Annotated in this window: 10 protein-coding genes; 6 read left to right on the top strand and 4 right to left on the bottom strand. The window is 69.8% G+C overall.

Annotated elements, in window-relative coordinates; translation table 11 throughout:
• From AB0I06_RS34005 to AB0I06_RS33990, 4 genes are all read right to left on the bottom strand, one after another.
• Nucleotides 1–960, bottom strand: a 960-nt coding sequence (locus AB0I06_RS34005; RefSeq protein WP_363122728.1) for a PHB depolymerase family esterase, incomplete at its 3' end; no start/stop codon positions are given.
• 113 nt (nucleotides 961–1,073) lie between these two features.
• The gene (locus AB0I06_RS34000; RefSeq protein ID WP_363122727.1) at nucleotides 1,074–2,414 is read right to left on the bottom strand and encodes a ricin-type beta-trefoil lectin domain protein; all 1,341 of its coding nucleotides are present in this window, start codon (nucleotides 2,412–2,414) and stop codon (nucleotides 1,074–1,076) included.
• A gap of 32 nt (nucleotides 2,415–2,446) precedes the next feature.
• Entirely contained in the window at nucleotides 2,447–3,934 is a 1,488-nt protein-coding gene (locus tag AB0I06_RS33995; protein ID WP_363122726.1) for an arabinofuranosidase catalytic domain-containing protein, read from the bottom strand.
• A 70-nt stretch (nucleotides 3,935–4,004) separates the two neighbouring features.
• On the bottom strand, nucleotides 4,005–7,559 hold the full coding sequence (locus AB0I06_RS33990) for a ThuA domain-containing protein (protein WP_363122725.1): 3,555 nt from the start codon (nucleotides 7,557–7,559) through the stop codon (nucleotides 4,005–4,007).
• Nucleotides 7,560–8,180: 621 nt separating this feature from the next.
• Here AB0I06_RS33990 and AB0I06_RS33985 point away from each other — a divergent pair.
• The 6 genes from AB0I06_RS33985 to AB0I06_RS33960 all read left to right on the top strand — a co-directional run.
• A complete protein-coding gene (locus AB0I06_RS33985) occupies nucleotides 8,181–9,704 on the top strand; it encodes a sugar ABC transporter ATP-binding protein (RefSeq protein WP_363122724.1) in 1,524 nt (507 codons plus the stop codon).
• Nucleotides 9,701–10,672 (top strand): ABC transporter permease, encoded by a 972-nt coding sequence (locus tag AB0I06_RS33980; protein WP_363122723.1) that lies wholly within the window; start codon nucleotides 9,701–9,703, stop codon nucleotides 10,670–10,672. The genes AB0I06_RS33985 and AB0I06_RS33980 overlap by 4 nt, the downstream gene beginning before the upstream one ends.
• Before the next feature lies 1 nt (nucleotide 10,673).
• Nucleotides 10,674–11,645 (top strand): ABC transporter permease, encoded by a 972-nt coding sequence (locus AB0I06_RS33975; protein ID WP_363122722.1) that lies wholly within the window; start codon nucleotides 10,674–10,676, stop codon nucleotides 11,643–11,645.
• A 22-nt stretch (nucleotides 11,646–11,667) separates the two neighbouring features.
• Nucleotides 11,668–12,840, top strand: a complete 1,173-nt coding sequence (locus AB0I06_RS33970; RefSeq protein ID WP_363122721.1) for a substrate-binding domain-containing protein — start codon at nucleotides 11,668–11,670, stop codon at nucleotides 12,838–12,840.
• A 4-nt stretch (nucleotides 12,841–12,844) separates the two neighbouring features.
• Nucleotides 12,845–13,726 carry a sugar phosphate isomerase/epimerase family protein gene (locus tag AB0I06_RS33965; protein ID WP_363122720.1) on the top strand — a complete coding sequence of 294 codons (882 nt, stop codon included), beginning with the start codon at nucleotides 12,845–12,847 and terminating at the stop codon, nucleotides 13,724–13,726.
• Nucleotides 13,727–13,797: 71 nt separating this feature from the next.
• On the top strand, nucleotides 13,798–15,804 hold a 2,007-nt coding region (locus AB0I06_RS33960), incomplete at its 3' end, for a right-handed parallel beta-helix repeat-containing protein (RefSeq protein ID WP_363122719.1).

Below are 15,804 nucleotides of genomic sequence, written 5' to 3'. Positions count from 1 at the left end.
ACCCACGATCTGCTGAGCCGTCGGCGGCGGGGTGGTGGGCGGCGTCGTGTCAAGGCCGAAGAAGCGGATGATCTCCGCGGTCTCGTCCGGCAGACCGTGCCCCCGGCCTTGCAGGCTGATCGCCTCGACCGGCGCGGCGCCGCCCGTGGCGCCGTAGCGGGTGCGGGTGTACCCGGCCTTCGGCGAGTCGGTGAACACGGGCGTCTGGCTGAGGCCGTGCACGTTCGTCCACTGCTTGACCTGCTCGCCGAAGTTGGGGTACCGCAGGACGTCGTCGTCGGTGCCGTGCCAGATCTGCATCCGGGGGCGCGCCCCGGTGTACCCCGGGTAGGCGCCCCGCACCAGGTCACCCCACTGCTGCGGGGTCTTCGTGATCCGCCCCTGGGCGCAGTCGGTGTTCCACTCCGAGCCGTTGGCCGTGGCGAAGCAGGCGAACGGCACGCCGGCGATCGAGGCACCGGCGGCAATCACGTCCGGATAGAGGCCGAGCAGGACGTTGGTCATCATCGCCCCGGACGACTCACCGACGGCGAAGATCCTTGAGGGATCCACGGGGTACCGCTGCTTCACGTAGTCGACCATGGACATGATCCCGACCGGGTCACTGCCTCCGTCGCGCCGCAGCGCCTGTGGCGACGCGACGTCCCAGCACTTACTGCTGCGCGTCACCGACGGGTAGATCACGATGTAGCCGTACCGGTCCGCCAGCGAGGCGTACGGCCTTCCGGCGTGGAAGGCCGGGCCGCTTCCCCCGCAGTAGTGAGAGGCGACCACGACGGCCGGCCGCGCCGCCAGGCGGTCCGGCACGTACAGGTGCATGCGCAGGTTCGTCGGGTTGGCGCCAAAGCCGGTGACCTCGACGAGCGTGGCCGCGGCTGCCGGAGCCGCGACCGCCGGCCGGACGAGCGACGCCGCAGCGATGGCGAGCACCGCGGCGACCGCCATGAAGATCCTTCTCATCTCTGGGTTCCTCGGTAATCGGTGAGACCACGGTGATGGAGTGGTGTGCCCAGGCTCGCCACGGAGCAAGTGAAGGCGGCACGTGAGGTCACGTGCCGCCTTCACTCGTGCGGCTATGCCCGCGTCCAGCGCTGGTTGGCGCCGTCGTGGCAGCTCCACACGATGACCGCGGAGCCGCCCGCGGTGCTTGCGCCGTTGACGTCCAGGCACAACCCGGTCTGAACGTTGCGGATCGTGCCGTTGCCGCTGAAGACCCACTGCTGGTTGGTGCCACCGCCGCAGTCCTGGATCTGTACCCGCGTGCCGGCGGCGGCGTCGGCCGGGACGTGCACGCACTTGCCCAGCACCTGCAACGCCGCACCGTTCTGGGTGAACTGCTGGTTGGCGTTGCTGTGGCAGTCCCAGATGATCATCGGTGTGCCGTTGGCGGCGTTCGCGCCGTTGACATCCAGGCACCGGCCCGAACCCACGTTGCGCAGCCGGAAGGTGGTCGGGGTCGGCGGGGTGGGCGTTGTGTCGTCGAACTGCGTGAAGAAGTTCCACACCACCGCCCGGGTCCACGACCTCTCACCCGGTTCGTAGTCGCCGGCCGATCCGTCGACAGGACCGGGTGTATGACCCGCGTCGAACGCGGCCCATGCCACGGGGTAGCCGGCGCGGCACCCCGAGTACGTCGTGACGACGTGTGTGAGGCTGCCCCGTGCCGGCTCCGGCGGGTTCTGGGGAGTGCAGCCGTTGTTCCGCACGAACCTGTCACGCAGCGAACGGCCTGTGGCGATCGGGAGCACCGGGTCCCGCAAGCCGTGCAGTCCGATGTACGCGACCGGCTGGGTGCCGCCGTTGCACCCGCTCAACTGCCCGCCCGCGTAGACGGCGACCGCGCGGAACACGGTCGGCCGGGCGCACGCGAGGGCGAAACTCATGCCGCCCCCGTAGCTGAAACCCCCGGCGAAGCGCTGGTTGGTGTCGACGCACAGGCCCGCCTCGATCTGCCTGAGCATGTCGTCCACGAAGGTCAGATCCTCGCCGCCCGAGTTGGCCCAGCCATTCCCGAGGCCCTGGGGCGCGACGAAGATCGTGCTGTTGTTCGCCAGTGCCCGCAGGCCGTAGTACGACCAGGAGTATCCGCTGGTTCCGCCCGAGTCGACGTCGCCCGCGGTGCCGCCGTTCCAGTGGAACCCGAAGACCAGGCGGTACGGACGGTTGTTGTCGTAGTCGGCCGGCACCCGCAGGATGTAGTTCCGCGTCCTGCCGCTGCTCTGAATCGAGCGCGGACCGCTCGACAGCGTGGGGGGCTTGCCGCATCCGGCGCTCGCGGCGACGGAGCGGACCTCGGCGTCGGCGGCGGTGGCGGGCGTCGGCGAGATGCCGCTGATGCCGACCGCGGCGAGCAGGAGCGCGGCGGCCACGGTGAACGGCGTGCGCCATCGGTGACGATTCTTGCCTTGTCGCATCACGTTTTCCCTTCCTTCATGGATGGAGCGACTCAGCGGTAGCCGGCGGCGACGATGTTGGCGTGTACCGCGCTCTCGGTCGCGTCGGACGGATATCCGGACACCATCGCGCCCTCGTAGAAGGTGCCGGCGCTGAGGTTCGCGCCGCCGCCGGGCTTGCAGCAGTCACCACCGCTGCCGAGGATGATGGCGCCCTGCTTCTTCATGGGGCTGTAGCCGGGCGGGAGCGCGCCGTCCCAGAGCGTGGTCAGGCTTCCGGTCTGGGCGTTGCCACCCCTGAGCGCGAAACGGCTCGTCCCGTTGTTCTTCAGCATCGCCGTCACGAACTTGCTGGTGAAGGCCCGCTGGTTCGGGTTCCAGGTCTGGCTGCCACCGGAGTAGAGCCCCCATTCGAGGTCGGCCTGGATCCACGGGCCCCTGCCGGCGCATCCGCCGAACCAGCACTGGGTGCTGAAGTTGATCGCGTCCATCGCCCCGGCCGCGTCGGCCGCACGGGTCGTCTCACTGTTGCCGTAGTCGAAGCAGCAGCCGCCGTTGACATGGGTGCCGCTGGTCACCATGTACATGCCTTCGGGGGCGCTGCCGGTCGGCACGCCGGTCAGGTGGCCGTCCCGCCAGTAGCTGTTGCCGGGGTTGATGAAAAGCGAGTAGGCCTTGCTGCCACCGACCGCCAGCGACTCCGAGGTCGCGAGCGCCGGGCGGCTCTGGCTGGAGCCGGGAACCACACTCGATCCCTGGTACCACAGGTCGTTCCCGCGGCCGGACTGGTCGTAGACGACGGTGATCACACAGGTGGTCCCCGCGCAGAACGAGTCCTGCGTCGCCGCGTCGGCGGCGCCACCCGCGCTCAGGACGCCGATGTTCCGGGTCGTGCTGTCGGACGAGCGCCGGACCTGGTAGAGGTTGCCGTTGTAGGTGCCGTAGAGCGCTCGTACGGTGCTGTGGGCGGCGACGCAGGGGGTGCCGCCCGAGGCGTAGATGTCGCACGTGCCCGCGCCGCCCGGCACCGGCGGGTCCGGCGGCGTGTCGGGCGAGTTCCACTGCTGGTTGGTGCCGCCGTGGCAGGACCAGAGGGTGATTCTGGTGCCGTTGGCGGTGCCGCCTGCGTTGGCGTCGAGGCACAGTCCGGAGTGGACGCCGGTGATGGTGCCGTTGGGGTTGACGTTCCACTGCTGGTTGTTCTGGCCGTTGCAGTCCCAGACGATGACGGCGGTGCCGTTGGTGGTGCCGCGTCCGCTGGCGTCGAGGCATTTGCCGCCCTGGACGGTCAGCTGTTTGCCGGCGGTGTGGGTCCAGGTCTGGCCGGCCGCGCCGGTGCAGTCCTGGAGTTGGGCCTGCGTGCCGTTGGCGGTGCCGGGGACGGTCAGGCAGCGGCCGGACTGCACGCCCACGACGGGGGCGCTCTGCCCGGGTTCGATCGGTGCCGCCACCGCCGTGGCGCCGACGGCGACAAGCGCCAGGGCGGTGCCCAGCGCGGACAACCGTCCGTACCGGCGGGGCCGAGGTATCCGAAACACCATGGCGGTTCCTCACCTGTTCGTAGGGAGGATGCCCGGCGCGCGACCGCGCCGGGCATCCCGTCCGGACGGGCTAGACGGCGGTGAACCGCCACTGCTGGTTGGTGCCGCTGTGACAGCTCCACTGAAGGAGTCGTGCGCCGTCGGCCGTCGAGCCGCCGTTGACGTCCACGCACAGTCCACTGGGCACGCTCTTCACCGTGTACACACCCGCCGTGCCGGCCGGTGTGACGAGGAACTTCTGCGCGTTGCCGTTGTCGCAGGTGGCCTGTTGCAGGAACGCGCCCTGGGCGGTGGACCCGCCCGTGACGGCGAGGCACTTGCCGCTGTGCACCGCCTTCAGGTGGACAGCGCCGCCACCGGCGTCGACGGCCTGCCACTTCTGGTTGTTGCCGCCGGTGGACGGCCACTGGACGACCTGGGCGCCGTCAGCGGTCGAGGCCTCGCTGACGTCCATGAACTTGCCGCTGTGCTGCGCCGCGACCGTCCAGGTCCTTCCGGCCACGCCACCGCCGCCGCCACTGCCCGGTTCTCCGACCCCGTCGCCGCCGAAGGTGAGCGAATCGAGGTCGAACCAGTTGTTCGAGGTGCCCTTGAACACCAGGTAGAGCTGGTGCGAGCCGCCGAGATCGGCGGTGTTCACCGCCGGTGTGGACTGGTAGTTGTTCCAGCCGCCGGTGCTGGGCACCGGTGTCGTGGCCAGGAGCGTGCCGGTCGGGGAGTCGGCGCGCAGTTCGATCGATCCGCCGCCGCTCGGCGACGACAGGCGGTACTTCACGCTCGTGACGCCCGACAGGCTCATCGGTTTGAACGCGATCCAGTCGCCGTCGGAGATGTCGCCGACCCGCTTGCCGCTCTCCGCGCCGGCCTGTTCGACGATCTGCACACCCGACTGGTCCGTGTAGAACTCGGCCTGCTTGTGCTTGGGCTGGAGGATCACCTGGGCGTATCCGGTGAGCGGGTTCGCACCGCCCGGGCCGCCGTCATCGGTGTAGCGGGCGTTCAGGACGTAGTACAGGTTGGCGCCCTCGGGGTGCCCGCCCAGCAGCGACGTGTCGATGGTGCCCGAGCACCCCGGATGGTCCGTGGTCTCGTGCTGGTGGTCGTCGTGGCCGAGGGCGGGGTTGACGAACACCTTGGCGCAGTCGACGGCCGCGCCGCCGGGGTCCGAGACGGACACCTTGTACGGGACGCGGTCGCCGAATTCCAGCATGCCGCCGTTGGACGGAAGGGTGAGGGTGACGGTCGGTGCCGTGTTGCCCACGGTGATCGGCACGTTGGCGAAGGCCGTCCTGCCGGTGTTGTCGGTGACCTTGAGCTGGGCGGTGTAGTTGCCGTTGGTGGTGTAGGTGTGTGACGGGTTGGCCGCCGTGGACGTGGTGCCGTCGCCGAACGTCCAGTGGAAGCCGAGCGTGCTGCCGGGATCCGGGTCCGTGGTCCCCGCGCTGCTGAACTGCACGTTCAGTGGCGCGTCCCCGTTGGTGGGCGTTCCGGTGGCTTTGGCGATCGGCGACCGTCCGCCGTGGTTGTAGTCGATGCGGTAGAGCCCCGAGTCGTTGTTGCCGCCGGAGAAGTTGTTGCCCCATTCGAGCAGGTACAGCGAGCCGTCGGGCCCGAACTCCATGTCCATCGGCTTGAGGAACTTGGCGGCGGGCATGAAGGGGTTGGTCCGGGTGACGGCGGTCGCGGAGTCGAAGTGGACCTCCTTGACGGTGTGGCGCGACCACTCGTAGAAGAAGTGGACCCCGTCGTAGTAGGGCGGGAACTTCGTCTCGGACGGGTTCGCGGCGTCGTAGCGGTAGACCGGTCCGCCCATCGGCCCCGAGCCGCCGGAGCCGAGTTCGGGGAAGTTCGGCGAGACGCCGTAGCCGTACCACATGTTCGGCGCGACGATCGGCTTGAGGCTGGTCAGGCCGGTGTTGTTCGGCGAGTTGTTGACCGGCGCGTTGCAGTTGAACTTGGCGCCGACGACGCGGGTGTCCGGGTTGTAGGGCGCGTAGGCCTGGTTGTCGCCATGGCAGAACGGCCAGCCGTAGTTGCCCGGGGTCTTGATGACATTGAGCTCGACGAGCCCTTCGGGTCCGCGGTTGGTCGCGGGCGGGTTCCGGTCCGGGCCGTAGTCCGCGAGGTAGACCCACCCGTTGTCCGGGTCGATCGAGAAGCGGAACGGATTGCGGAAGCCCATCGCGTAGATCTCCGGCCGGGTCTTCTCCGTGCCTTGCGGGTAGAGGTTGCCGGCCGGGACGGTGTAGCCGCCGTCGGCCGACGGCCGGATGCGCAGGAGCTTGCCCCGCAGGTCGTTGGTGTTGCCGGCGGTGCGGGCGGCGTCGAGGTTGGCCTTGCCCGGCCGCCAGTCCAGCGGGGCGTAGCCCTGCCAGTTGGAGTCGAGATTCGGTGGGACGTCGTCCCCGGTGCCGATGTAAAGGTTCTTGTCGGGGCCGAACTCGATGTACCCGCCCGTGTGCCCGGGCTCGGCGAACGTGCGGTCCCGGGTCGCGGGGATGTCGATGACCGTCACCTGGCTCGACATGTTCAGGGTGTCGCCGGTGAGCGTGAACCGGGAGACCCGGTTGATGTCGTTCGGGACTCCGGCCGGGGAGTGGTACAGGTACACGTAGCCGTTCTTGGCGAAGTCGGGGTCGAGCGCCAGTCCGGTGAGGCCGTCCTCGCCGCCCGTGTAGACGCTGAGCGTGCCGGCCGTCACGGTCCTGTTGGTGGTCGGTTTGAAGATCTTCAGCTGCCCGGCTCGCTGGACGTAGAGCACCCGCCCGTCCGGGGCGACCGCGAGGGCCATCGGGTCCGCGGTGTTGTCGTCGAGGGTGCGCTTCTCGAAGTTGCCCCACACGGTGCCACCGCAGTCACCGGGCTCCTTGCCGGCCGCCCACTTGACGCCCCCGAGGACGTGGTTGCGGAAGTGGGTCTCGCTGTAGGCCGCGCTGGTGTGCCCCATGCCGGTGGCCCACACGCGACCGCCGCCCGTGTTGCGGCACCAGGAGATGGGGTGGTCCGGCCCCATGGCGCGAGGGCCGGGGTTGTACGTGCGCTCGTCCGCGGTGACCAGGACATGGACGTCGCCGCGGGGGTTGCGGTCGAAGTTGTACCACTCCTCGCTGCGGTTCCAGCGGTCCGGCAGACCGGCCGTCGACGGGTGCTTCTTGTCCGCGACGACGGCGGTGCCGGCCAGCGTTCCGGGGGAGTGCTCCGGCATGTGCGCGCCGCCGTTGATGGTCTGGTCCCACCACGGGTACTCGTTCTCGATGCCCATGTCCGTGGCGTTGTGGATCGCGACGATGCCCTTGCCACTGGCGAGGTAGCCCTCCACCGCCTGACGTTGGGCGGCCGTGGTCCACACCATGCCCGAGGTCTGGAACATGATGAGCACGTCGAAGGTGGCGAGGTTCGCCGGGGTGAAAACGCTCGAGTCCTCGCTGTGGACCAGCTCGAAGTCGTTGGCCGCCGCCTGCTCCCGGAACATCGCGAGGCCGGCGGGAATCGAATCGTGCCGATACCCGGCCGTCTTCGTGAAGACCAGGGCTCGGAAGGCCGGCGCCGCTGACGCCGGTGGGGCGATGACGAGCGACAGGAGCACGCCCGCGATCGCCCCGAAGATTAATATGATGCGACGCATGCCGTCTCCTATGTCGGCGGAGCAACGATGGCATGACCACGGGCACGCGCCGGCCGCACCTCCGATGCGCGAGTGTGCCTGAGCGCGTCGGAGGCACGCGTATGCCGTCAGCTCGTCATCCCGTCCGCCGTGACGGGCAGTCAAGTCCCTACGGAAGAGACAGGGCGTCACACCAGATGCGACCGTCTCCCGTGGTCTGCCGGTCAGCATGCAGCGGCCCACCGCAACAGTCAATATGGTTCGGGCGCGGCCGATTCCATAACACATTTCGGCGCATCAAAATGGTCGTGGTTCGGCGTGCGACTGGCCTCGGGCCGATTCCATAACACATTCTGCGAATCAATCTTCCTGGTTCGGTGCGCGACTGTGGGCGAACCCATTCGATAACAGATTTCGGTGTATCGATCGCCGTCGACATATCGTCGACCGGTGGTATTGCCAGGTGCTCATCGAGGCATTTACCCTCGGGGCCGCAATGTCGCCATCGCTTTCCGGCGAAAGTGCGCGGCTGTTCGACGACGGCCCGCGGGCTGTAGCCGTCATTCCATGGCGGCCGTACCCGAACGCCTCAGCCATCGGTGACGCAATCCTGCTGACGACGCGAATGTAGAGGGTCCCACGATGTCTGGCCTGCCACCGCCGTCGCCGCTGCTCGCTCTGCGCGGCATCGGCAAATCGTTCCTCGGCGTGCGGGTGCTCGAAGGCGTCGACCTCCAGGTCCGGCCGGGCGAGGTGCACGCGGTCGTCGGTGAGAACGGCGCCGGCAAGTCCACGCTCATGAAGGTGGTGTCCGGCGTCCACCAGCCCGACGAGGGAACGGTCGAGTTCGCCGGCGCACCGCGGACGTTCCGCACCCCGCGTGAGGCCCAACGGGCCGGTATCGGCACCGTCTACCAGGAGCTGACCCTGCTCCCCGAGCGCACCGTCGCGGAGAACGTCTTCCTGGGCCGCGAGCCCCTGCGCCGCGGGCTCGTCGACCGCAGGGCGATGCTCAGCCGCACCGCGCGGCTCCTCGCCTCCGTCGGCGAGGGCTCGTTACCGCCCGACACCCGCGTGGGACGACTCGGCGTGGCGCAGCAACAGGTGGTCGAGATCGTCAAGGCGCTCGCCCTGGACGCGCGGCTGCTCGTCATGGACGAACCCACCGCGGCCCTCGCCGACCACGAGGTCGACCAGCTCTACGCGCTCGTACGGCGGCTGCGGGAGAACGGCATGGGCGTGCTGTACGTCTCGCACCGCCTCAAGGAGGTCTTCGACCTGTCCAGCCGGATCACCGTGCTCAAGGACGGCCGGGCGGTGGCCACCTTGGACACCGCGGACACCGGCGCCGATCAGCTGGTGCGCCACATGGTCGGCCGCGAACTGTCGAGCTACTACCCCGGCTTGGCGAAGCCGCAGGAACTGGGCCCGGTGCGGCTGACCGTCCGCGGCGGGGGCAACCGGAAGCTGCGCGGCATCGACCTGCGGCTGCGCGCCGGCGAGGTGCTCGGCGTCGGCGGCCTTCAGGGATCCGGCCGGTCGGCGCTGGCCCGCGCACTGTTCGGCGCCGCACCGTTCAGCACCGGCCACGTGACCGTCGACTCGGCGCCGGTCCGGCTGCGCTCGCCCCGCGCCGCCATGCGGGCCGGTATCGCCTACGTCTCCGAGGACCGCAAGGGCGAGGGGATCGTCGCCGAGCAGTCGGTGCTCGACAACGCGCTGTTGGCCGCCCGAGCCGTCCGCGCCGTCCACCCGGGCCGGGGCGGCCGCGGTGCCCGGACCGCGCGGGTCCGGGAGCTGCTCGCGGCCGTGGACCTTCGCGCCGCAGGGGAGGACCAGGAGATCCGTTACCTGTCCGGGGGCAACCAGCAGAAGGTCGTGCTGGCCAGGTGGCTCGCGCTCGCCCCGAGGATCCTGCTCTTCGACGAGCCGACCCGGGGCATCGACGTGGGCGCCAAGTCGGCGATCCACGACCTCGTCCGCCGGCTGGCCCGCGACGGCGCCGCCGTGCTGATGGTCTCGTCCGAACTGCCCGAACTGCTCGGCATGAGCGACCGGATCATCGTCATGCGCGACGGCCGGATCGCCGGTGAACTACCCGCCGGCGCGACGGAGGAGGATGTCATCGCCCTCGCGGTCGGCACCGTGGGGGAGGCGGCCGGATGAGCGCCGCGCCGCCCCTGCCGGCCCGGCGGACCCCGCCCGGCGTGTTCGTCGCCCTGGCCCTCACCCTGGCGACCGGCTGGATCGTCGTCACTCTCGACGGCGGCCGGCTGTTCAGCCTGCCGACGACGGTGAGCCTGCTGCACGTCGCCGCCGGTCTGGGCCTCGTCGCGGTCGGCCAGACCCTGGTCGTCGTCGGGGGCTCGCTGGACCTGTCCGTGGCGTACGTGGTCAGCCTGAGCACCCTCGTCGCCGCCGAGACCATGGCCGGTGACGACGGCGCGCTGCTGCCGGCGATCGGCCTGACGCTCGCCGTCAGCGCCACCATCGGCCTCGTCAACGGCCTGCTCGTCACCGCAGCCCGCATCAACCCCTTCATCGCGACCGTCGGCGTCGGACTGCTGCTGAAGGGATACCTCGACAACGGATACGACGGCCCGGCCGGCAAGACCGCACCCGCCCTGGTGCAGGGCCTGGGGTACCAGCGCGTCGGCCCGGTGCCGCTGTCGTTCCTGCTGCTGCTCGCCGTCGCCGCCGCGGCCTGGTTCGTGCTGACGCGCACCCGGTTCGGCCACCACCTGATCGCCGTGGGCGGTGACCCGGAGGTCGCCCGGCTCTCCGGCGTGCGGGGCACCCGGGTCCTCGTCACCGCCCATGTGCTGTGCGCCCTCTGCGCCGGCCTCGCCGGGGTCTACCTCGCCGGCCGGCTCGGCGCCGGCGCACCGAGGGTGGGCACCGAGGGACTCTACGACCTGGAGTCCATCGCCGCGGTGGTGCTCGGCGGCACCGCCCTGGCCGGCGGACGCGGCGGCGTCGCCGGCACCGTCGGCGGCGTGCTGCTGCTCGCGAGCATCGACGCCATCTTCAACCAGCTCGACGTCGACGTGTTCTTCAAGCAGGTGATCCGTGGCGTGATCATCATCGCGGCGGTCGCCGTCTACGCCCGCCGGGCGATGCGAAAGGCGTCATAGCATGCGGATCGCGCGCCCACAGCGGCTCCTCACCTTCCGCTCCGGCGGTCTCGCACCGATCATCGTGATCCTGGCGGTGCTGCTGGTTCTGCTGACCGCCCGCCAGCCGGACTTCCTCTCGCCGCCGTCGCTGATGTCGTTCCTCGGCCGCTCCGCGCCGGTCGTCCTGCTCGCCGCCGGGCAGTACTTCGTGATCGTTTCCGGCGAGCTGGACCTGTCCGTCGGCTCCCTGGTCACCGTGCAGGTGGTCGTCGCCGCCCGGATGATCGACGGTGATCCGTCGGCCGGCTGGCCCGTCGTCGTGCTCCTGCTCGCGTTCGGCATCGCCGTCGGCCTCGTCAACGGCCTCGTCACCACGCGGCTGCGGGTGCCCTCGTTCATCACGACCCTCGGGATGTTCCTGATCCTCGTCGGTGCCGTGTACCTGTGGTCCGACGGTGCCCCGAAGGGCGGCCTCTCCGAGGAGTTCCGCCGGCTCGGCCGGTCGGCGTTCGAGGACGTGCCCGCGCTGGGCCGGATCCCGTACGCCCTGGTCGTCCTGCTGGTGGCGGCCGCCGCGGCGCTGGTGCTGACGCGTTCGGACTTCGGCCGCACCCTGGTCGCCGTCGGCGGCAACCCGCGCACCGCCGAGCTGAGCGGCGTGCGTGTGTGGCGCGCCAAGACCATGGCGTTCGTCCTCAGCGGGCTCGCCGCCACGCTCGCGGCGGTCCTCATCGGCGGATACAGCGGAGTGTCGTTCCAGGCCGGTGCCGGCCTGGAGTTCGGCGCGATCACCGCGGCCGTCCTCGGCGGTGTCGCTCTGGGCGGGGGCCGGGGTTCGGTCGTCGGCGCGATGCTGGGCGCCCTGACCCTGGAGACGCTCTTCACGCTCATGAACTTCTACGGCGTCTCCGGCGCCCTCAGACCGGCTGTCCAGGGCGCGATCATTCTGTTCGCCGTGGCCGCGGCGTCCTTCCGTCTGCCGTCCAGATAAAGGGGATTCAGTGAGGCATTCCATGACGGTGCTGGCCGTGAGCGCCTTACTGGTGCTGGCCGGCTGCGCCACCGACGAGCCCACCACCGGCGCATCGGGTTCGCCCTCCGCGGGCAGCGGGTCGGGCACCGGCAAGCAGTCGAAGTTCTTCGTGCGGGCCGAATACGACAAGCAGCTCGCGCTCCTGGACGCCGCGCCCACCGGGCCGGCCGGCAAGCCCTGGGAGCAGGCGCTCGACCCGGCGATGGTGGAGACCGCGAAGTACGAGAAACCCGGACCGTACAAGATCTGCTTCTCCAACGCGGGGCTGAACAACCCCTGGCGCCAGGTGGGCTTCAAGACCATGCAGGCCGAGGTCGCCACCCACCGCGGCCGGATCTCCGAGTTCGTCCACGTCGACGCCGAAGGCAAGGACCAGAAGCAGATTGCCGACATCAACGACCTCCTCGGCAAGGGCTGCCACGCGCTCATCGTCTCGCCGAACACCACCGCGACGCTCACCCCGGCCGTGAAGGCCGCCTGCGAGAAGGGCCTGCCGGTCATCGTCTTCGACCGCGGCGTCGACACGACCTGCCCGGTGACGTTCATCAACCCGATCGGCGGCTACGGATTCGGCCATGTCGCGGCGGAGTTCGTCACCCGGAAGATGAAGCGGGGCGGCAAGGTGCTCGCGCTGCGCATCCTGCCCGGCGTCGACGTGCTGGAGACCCGCTGGTCCGCGGCGAAGGTCGCCTTCGACAAGGCGGGCGTCGACGTCGTCGGCGTCGAGTTCACCGACGGCGACCCGGCCAGGACGAAGAAGATCGTCAACGACTACATCCAGCGGTACGGCACGATCGACGGCGTCTGGATGGACGCCGGGGCGGTCGCGGGCGCGGCGGTCGAGGCGTTCGAGGACGCCGGCAAGCCCGTGCCGCCGATCAACGGCGAGGACCAGCTGGACTTCCTGAAGCTGTGGCAGGACAAGAAACTCACCGCGATCGCCCCGACCTATCCGACCTACCAGTGGCGCACCCCGATCATCGCCGCGCTGAAGATCCTCGACGGCGAGCGGGTGCCGAACCCGTGGAAGCTGCCCCAGCCGACCATCACCCAGGACAACCTGGACGAGTACGTCGACCCCAGCATGCCGCCGCTGCACTACGCGATGTGCGGCTGCACCGACCTGCCCGGTTACCCGCGGCGCTGGAAGTAGCCCGGTGTACACCATCGGTGTCAACCCGTGGGTCTGGGCCTCGCCGGTCGACGACGAGGCCTTGGCCGAACTGGTGCCGCGCATCGCCGCGTTCGGGTTCGACGCGGTCGAGCTGCCGGTCGAGCGACCCGGCGACTGGGACCCGGCCCGCACCCGGGACCTGCTGGCGGCGCACGGCCTGCGCGCGGTCGGCGTCTGTGCGGTCACCTCGCCCGGACGTGACCTCGTGAACGCCCCGCCGGAGGCCGTCGCCTCCACCGTGGCGTACCTGAAGACGTGTGTGGACAGTGCGGTGGCCGTCGGCGCGCCCGTCGTCGGCGGCCCGGTGTACGCCGCGGTGGGGCGGACCTGGCGCATGTCACCGGGGGAGCGCACGGCCTGCTACGCGGACGTCCGGCGCGCCCTGCGGCCCGTGGCCGACCACGCGGGGGAGCGGGGCGTGAGCATCGGCGTGGAGGCCCTCAACCGCTATGAGACGAGCGTCGTCAACACCGTCGAGCAGGCGGTGGAGCTGATCGACGGCCTGCCCGCGAACGTCGGTCTCATGATCGACACCTATCACATGAACATCGAGGAGGCCGACCCCTACGAGGCGCTCGTGGCGGCTGGTCCGCACATCAAGCACGTCCAGGTCAGCGGCACCGACCGCGGCGCCCCGGGCGCCGACCACTTCGACTGGCCACGCTTCCTCGCCGGCCTGGCCACGACCGGCTACGGCGGCCCGCTGTGCATCGAGTCGTTCACCGCGCGGAACGAGGCCATCGCCACCGCGGCCTCGATCTGGCGGCCGCTCGCACCGTCGCAGGACTCCCTCGCCCATGACGGGCTGTCCTACCTCCGAACCGTCCTCCGCGGACTGGAAAACGCCCCCTCGAACGGGTCATAGGGGTCGCTGTGCCGCTCGCGCCGCCATCCCCTTCGGGCCGGGAACCCCCGGAACCGCCAAAAGGAGACAGGATGTTCACACCTCTCACGATACGAAGGCGGCTTCTGGCCGGAGCCGCCACAGTCGGTCTGACCGCGACCGCCGTGACGGCGTTCCCCGCGCCCGCGTCCGCGGCCCCCCGCACCGTGTACGTCTCGCCGTCCGGCACCGGCACCGACTGTTCCAGTGAGCGGCCGTGCTCACTGACAGGCGCGCAGGCTGCGGTGCGATCACTGAACGACGCCATGTCGGACGACATCGTGGTGCAGTTGGCCGACGGTGTGTACCGGCTGGCCCAGCCCTTCCGGCTGACGGCGGAGGATTCCGGCTCAGGCGGTCACAAGGTCGTGTGGCAGGCCGCCCCGTCGGCGCGTCCGGTGATCACCGGTGCCCGGGCGGTCACCGGCTGGTCGGTGGCCGACGCGGGCAGGAACATCTGGAAGGCCGACGTGCCCGCCGGTCTCGACGCCCGGCAGCTCTATGTCGACGGCGCCGTCGCCACCCGGGCACGCACACAGGTGAACAGGGCCGATTTCACGGCCTCCAGCACCGGAATGAGGTTCTCGAGCGGTGCGCTGAGCTATCTGAACAACCTGGCCGACCAGAGCCGGATCGAGGTGGAGGGCGTCAACTCCTTCACCGACCGGTACTCGCCGGTGCAGAGCATCAGCGCGAACTTCATCACGATGCAGCAGCCGGCGTGGAACAACAACAACTTCGGCTACGACACCCTCATGCGGCCACACCGGGCCGGTCCGTTCTACCTGTCCAACGCGTACGAGTTCCTGGACTCGCCCGGCGAGTGGTATCTCAACCCCAGAGCCGGGTCCTTGTACTACATCCCCCGGGCCGGGCAGAACATGAGCACCGCCGACGTGGAACTGCCCACGTTGCAGTCGCTGGTGAACGTCGGGGGCACGTACAGCGAGCCCGCGCACCACATCACGTTCAGCGGGATCACCTTCACCGGTACGAGCTGGCTGGGCCCCAGCAGCAACCAGGGCTACGTGGACCAGCAGACCGGCGCCTACCTCGCCGGCAACTGGAGCTGGCCGGGCTACGACTCCTGCCACAACGGCTGCACGCAGTTCGAGGCCGCCCGGCCGCACTGGTCGCAGATGCCGGCCGCCGTGCAGGTCTCCGCCGCCGACACCATCACCTTCAGCGACTCCCGGTTCGTCAACCTGGGCCAGACGGCCATCGGCATCGGCAACGACGCGGGCGCGCACGCGAGCGGCGTCGGCCTGGGCGCCGCCAACATCACGGTGACCCGGTCGGAGATCGCCCGCAGTTCAGCCGGCGGCATCCTCGTGGGCGGTGTGCGCGCCGACGCCCACCACCCCGGCGACCAGCGCATGGTCAACAGGGACATCACGATCAGCGACAACCGCATCCACGACCTCGGGGCGGACTACCGGGGCGTCGTCTCCGTCCTGACCACGTACGTCACCAACAGCACCGTCGCCCGGAACGAGGTCTACAACATGCCGTACTCCGGCATGTCGATCGGGTACGGCTGGGGCGCCAACGACGCGGGCGGCAGCAACCACTATGCCAACCGCGGCCTGTACAACTACCAGCCGCGCTACACGACGCCGACCACCGCGTCCAACAACCGGCTCATCGGCAACTACATCCACGACGTCATGCAGCAGATGAACGACGGTGGCTGCATCTACACGCTCGGATGGAACCCGGGCGCTCTGATCAGCCGGAACCACTGCCTGCGGACCAACGGATACTTCGGGGTGTACTTCGACGAGGGTTCGAAGTACTACAAGGCCACCAACAATGTCTTCTCGAACACCGGTACGTGGGCGACGGCCAACTACTGGGGTGGCGAGAACATGGGGAACTGGACCGTCACCGACAACTGGTCGACCAACGGCAGCACGAACATCACCAACGGGGACCGCGGCAACGTGGTCTCCGGCAACGTGACGGTCACCAACGGCAACTGGCCTTCCGGCGCCCAGGACGTGATGGCGTCCGCCGGACCGCAGGACACCACCCCGCCGAAGGCTCAGCAGATCGTGGGC

It is taken from the genome of Streptomyces sp. NPDC050674, assembly GCF_040654575.1.
Classification (GTDB): domain Bacteria; phylum Actinomycetota; class Actinomycetes; order Streptomycetales; family Streptomycetaceae; genus Streptomyces.
Note: the sequence above shows the minus strand (reverse complement) of the source record. Positions and strands in the feature narration are given on the sequence as shown.